Consider the following 2,087-nt stretch of genomic DNA (forward strand, 5'->3'; position numbering starts at 1 on the left):
GTAGAGGCGCTCCGCCGCAGGTCCGGGGACCGGCCGCCTGGCGCTGGTACGGCAGTGGTGGTCACGCTCAGAGCGTAAGGGGTTCGGTGGCTTGTGGGGTCGCTGCTCGGCTAGGGTGCCGCCATGGCGGTCAGCTTCGTCCTGATCCACAGCCCCTCGGTGGGGCCGCGGACCTGGCAACCAGTGGCCCACCGCCTGGCCGAGCTGGGTTGGGAGGTGGCCGTGCCGTCCCTGCTGCACGTCGCGGACGAGGGGCCGCCGTTCTGGCCCCGGGTGGTCGAGGCCGTCCGCGAGGGTCTAGGCACGACACGGCAGGATCAGGGCGTGGTGCTGGTCGCCCACAGCAACGCAGGGCTGTTCATCCCGGTCATCACCACGGCCCTGCCCGGCCAGGTGCTGGGCTGCATCTTCGTGGACGCGGCCCTGCCGCCCGCTGCTGGCGCGGCACCCGTGGCGCCCCCTGAGCTGCTGGCGCTGTTGCGGGACAAGGCATCGGGTGGGCTGCTGCCGCGCTGGAGCGACTGGTGGGACGAGGGGGAGGTGGCGCCGCTGTTCCCGGACCAGCAGACCCGCCAGGCGGTGACCGAGGAGCAGCCGAGGTTGCCGCTGTCCTACTACGAGGCGTCGGTCCCGGTGCCTGCGGGTTGGGAAGCCCGACAATGCGCCTACCTGCTGTTCGGTCCACCGTATGACGAGCTGGCCGCCGAGGCGCGTGGTCGGGGCTGGATCGTCCAGCAGCTTCCAGGCGGCCATCTGCATCAGCTGGTTGACCCTGATGGTGTCGCCCGGTCGCTGCTGGCCATCGCCGACCAGATGAGGATCACCACGCCTTAACCAAGCCGAGTCGTGCACCTCGTCGGACCCGTGTCGTACACCGGCAGCTCAGGTCTCCGAGGGCGTAACCAGGCCACGGCCGATCGTGTCCCTTCACCGGGTCCAACGTCACGGCCCGACGGTAGACTCACACGGCCATCGTCTAGCGTAGGTGGTGCACCAGCGGACAGGGGAGGCCGCGCATGGCTAAGGGCGGACCCGAGCTCCTGCAGGACCCGGTCGCACAAGAGCTGCTGGCCTCGCGGATCCCGGCACGGCTGGCCTATGTCTGGACCGATGGCACGCCCCGGGTGGTCTCCATCTGGTTCCACTGGGACGGCACCGACCTGGTGATGGGGACGCTGCCAGGTGCCCCCAAGCTGAAGGCGCTGCACACCGGTGATCGGGTCGCGATCACCATCGACACCAACGACCCACCTCATCATGTGTTGTCGATCCGCGGGACGGCCGAGGTCACCGAGGCCAAGGGCGTCGTCCCTGAGTACGCCCAGGCGGCCGTCCGCTATCTCGGCAAGGAGCAGGGCGAGGCCTACGTTGGGTCGTTGCCGCCGGCCATCAGGATGGGCCGCATCGCGGTGCGTCCCGAGCAGGTGGTGGTCTTGGACTTCGAGACCCGGTTCCCGACTGCGGTGTCGTCGTTAGGATCGGCGTAGCGGTCAGCTCGGCCCCATGGCATCGCCTGGTGGCTCGTTGGGCCTGGGCCGCCAACGCTGCCCACGCCTCGCTGAGGCGGTGGCCGTCGGAGCAGGCAGTGCCTATGGGCCGGCGGATCTGGTTCGTCGGCGGTCGAGGTAGCCGCCGCGGCGTCGGCCGTAGGCCTCGGGCCGGAGCTGGCGTTCCAGCTGCATTAGGCTCCAGATCCTGGTGCCGTCGGCACGGAGGTAGGGCTCGACGTTGACGGCCGCCTTACAGATGGTGGCCAGGTCGACGCCGAGCAGTTCCGCGCACCGCTCCAGCGGCGCCGCGATCGGCCGGCCAACGTCCAGGTCGTGCCAGGTCCCCACCGAACCAGGCTATCGAACACAAGTTCGACAGCGAACGGCAACGCTGCGTAGTCCGACAAGGCCGCTTAGAGGCTGGGCGGGCCGCGCTGGGGCCGCAACTCAGCGGCACCTGGGGACAGCAGAGGACAGCAGGGGATAACGAACCTAGAGGTCAGCGGTCGGTTTGCAGCGATGAGCTGGCACGCGAATCTGCTGGAGGGAGCTTTCACACGGCAGAGGTCGCCTCAGGTGGGTGCTGGTCTCAGGTTG

Annotated in this window: 3 protein-coding genes; 2 read left to right on the forward strand and 1 reads right to left on the reverse strand. The window is 69.3% G+C overall.

What is annotated here, in order from left to right; genetic code table 11:
- The first annotated feature begins 123 nt into the window (after positions 1–123).
- Together VF468_11445 and VF468_11450 are read left to right on the forward strand one after the other, a co-directional pair.
- Entirely contained in the window at positions 124–834 is a 711-nt protein-coding gene (locus VF468_11445; GenBank protein ID HEX5878918.1) for an alpha/beta hydrolase, read from the forward strand.
- A gap of 182 nt (positions 835–1,016) precedes the next feature.
- A complete protein-coding gene (locus VF468_11450) occupies positions 1,017–1,487 on the forward strand; it encodes a pyridoxamine 5'-phosphate oxidase family protein (GenBank protein ID HEX5878919.1) in 471 nt (156 codons plus the stop codon).
- 102 nt (positions 1,488–1,589) lie between these two features.
- On the opposite strand, the gene VF468_11455 is transcribed toward VF468_11450, so the two are convergent.
- Entirely contained in the window at positions 1,590–1,838 is a 249-nt protein-coding gene (locus VF468_11455) for a hypothetical protein (protein ID HEX5878920.1), read from the reverse strand.
- Positions 1,839–2,087 lie beyond the last annotated feature (249 nt).

Source organism: Actinomycetota bacterium (assembly GCA_036280995.1).
Classification (GTDB): domain Bacteria; phylum Actinomycetota; class CALGFH01; order CALGFH01; family CALGFH01; genus CALGFH01.

Bases quoted from the DNA above. Each gene is read 5' to 3' on its own strand.
- VF468_11445 (HEX5878918.1), top strand. From the start codon at position 124: ATGGCGGTCAGCTTCGTCCTGATCCACAGCCCCTCGGTGGGGCCGCGG.
- VF468_11450 (HEX5878919.1), top strand. From the start codon at position 1,017: ATGGCTAAGGGCGGACCCGAGCTCCTGCAGGACCCGGTCGCACAAGAG.